Origin of the sequence: Schnuerera sp., from assembly GCF_035459645.1 — a bacterium.
Lineage (GTDB): Bacteria > Bacillota > Clostridia > Tissierellales > Tepidimicrobiaceae > Schnuerera.
Window position 1 is genome coordinate 1 of sequence record NZ_DATHXO010000293.1, and the last position, 2,116, is coordinate 2,116.

Annotated in this window: 2 protein-coding genes; both read left to right on the forward strand. The window is 28.4% G+C overall.

The features are described from left to right. Window positions 1-500: RAMP superfamily CRISPR-associated protein (locus tag VK998_RS06905; RefSeq protein ID WP_325226883.1), on the forward strand; the 500-nt coding region annotated here is incomplete at its 5' end. A gap of 1 nt (window position 501) precedes the next feature. After that, the coding region (locus VK998_RS06910; protein ID WP_325226885.1) for a CRISPR-associated protein Csx11 at window positions 502-2,116 on the forward strand (1,615 nt) is incomplete at its 3' end.

A 2,116-nucleotide genomic window follows, 5' to 3' on the forward strand; every position in this document is an offset into this window, starting at 1 on the left:
ATAATTCAAAATTAATTGAGGAACTAATTAAATACTGTGTATATGAACTAGGCATAAATATAAACATTAAAAAAGATGGTACAAGCCTTTATAAGCAATTAATTGATCAGATAAAAAGCAATAAATGTAAAACTAATAATATATTTTCTGTTAAGAGGGGTAGAGCTGTATTTTATCCTACTTATTTCAATAGAATTAGTTATGAAGTTATAAATCCACATAATAGAGAAACTAGAGCAGGTAAAAACCCTATAATGTACGAAGTTGTACCTAAAGGGACAAGAGGCATATTTCAGCTTAAATATATTCCGTATGACGGTATACTTACCAAGAGGACTAATCTTGAAAAGGAAATAAATTATGATATAGAGTTTATTGAAGAGATACTAAAAGGTGCATTAGAATATGCAGGTATAGGTGCAAAAGCTAAACTTGGATGGGGAAGAGGAAAGATAGATAAAAATGGTATAGAATGTTTTAAAGTTTCATGGGGGGAGTAGAATGAGTAATTTAAACCTAAAAAACTTAAAGGAAAATAGCAAGGAAATACTGAAAGCAGAAACTGGAACTTTATTATTTAATTTGGGAAAGACACATATAGGATTTTGGGAAAGAAAAAATGGTAATATTCATTTTGATATAGATGAAGATGAATTTATTGATATTTATGGATATAAATTATTTTCAGAGTATGGAGATTATTATAAAGAAACGAAGGGCATATTCAATGCACGAAGCCCTTTTGAAATAGATATGGATTCCATTAATGATGAACTAAAAGATTTTTTTAATAAAACAGAAATTAAGCTAAAATTCAAAAATAAAAATAACGAAATTGAGGAAAATCTCACTCTTACAGATATAGTAAAAGGAAATGTAAGTGATAAAGGTTTAATAAAAAATGTAATGTTTAGAGGTTGTGAAAATATAAATTCTGGAATAGATAAAGGTGCACCAAAGAAGCAATTAGATAACTTGCATATAGTAAATGCTTTTGGAACTACTAAAGAGGAAATAACAAATAAGAAAAAAAGGTATACAAATAAAAAATATTACGATGAAACTAGGATAGATTTTTTTATAAATCTATGGAGAAAGCTGGGTTCTCTTGGCAAAATTAATATAGACGTATATAAAATGCGAAAGTTTATAATAAACCAGGTGGAAAATTGGTATATTCACCTTCTAAGCGATTCCAGATTCCCAGCGAATGATGTAACCCTTTGGGATCAAGCCTATATGACAGCTTCTATGTTCAAAGCTAGTATTGCAGCTTTATGTTTAGATGGAGAAAAGCATGAACAATATATGGAATATCCTCGTACTATAAGATGGAGCATTTTAGGGATACAGTATGATAAATTAGGACTTGCAGAAAAGGCATTAAACCCTTCTTTTATTTACTGGTATAGAAATAAAGCAGAAGAAGTAGATGAGAAAATAAAAGAAGTAGTAGAAGAAGAATATGCATTAGGTAATGAAATATATAGGGATGAAACAGGAATATATTTTATTGTACCAGAAAATATTTGTGGGAAGAAGCTTGGAGATGATGTAGGACTTTATAGATTAGATAAAAAACTTGATGATTTACAGGAAAAAGTATTAGAATGTTTTAATCTGTTTGACGGAGAAGCATTTCCATCAATTTTTGTAACTGAACCTTCTAGAGGAACTATGAATATGGCTTTTCTAATTGAAAATGCTAAAGAAAACTTTTTAAAACCTGTATATCCCAAAAGTAATTTTATTAAAGAATACTTTGGGAATATGGCTCAGGATAAAAAATTCAAAGTAATATGTGATATATGTAGAATGAGATTAGCCAATAAAGATGAAGATGATGATTTAAACTTATGCAAAGTTTGTGCAAAGCGACAAAGAGAAAATGAACGTACCAAAATAAATGATGATTACAAAGAAACTATTTGGACAGGTGAACTTCAAGATAAAAATGAAAGAATAGCATTAGTGACTATGAAATTTGAATTAGGTGAATGGTTAAATGGAAACATGTTAAATACTATATTGAATAGTAATACTGAATATGTTAGTGACAATATTTGGGAGGAAGCATTAGAAGAAATAGAAGATTTATTAAAAGATATAAACAAAA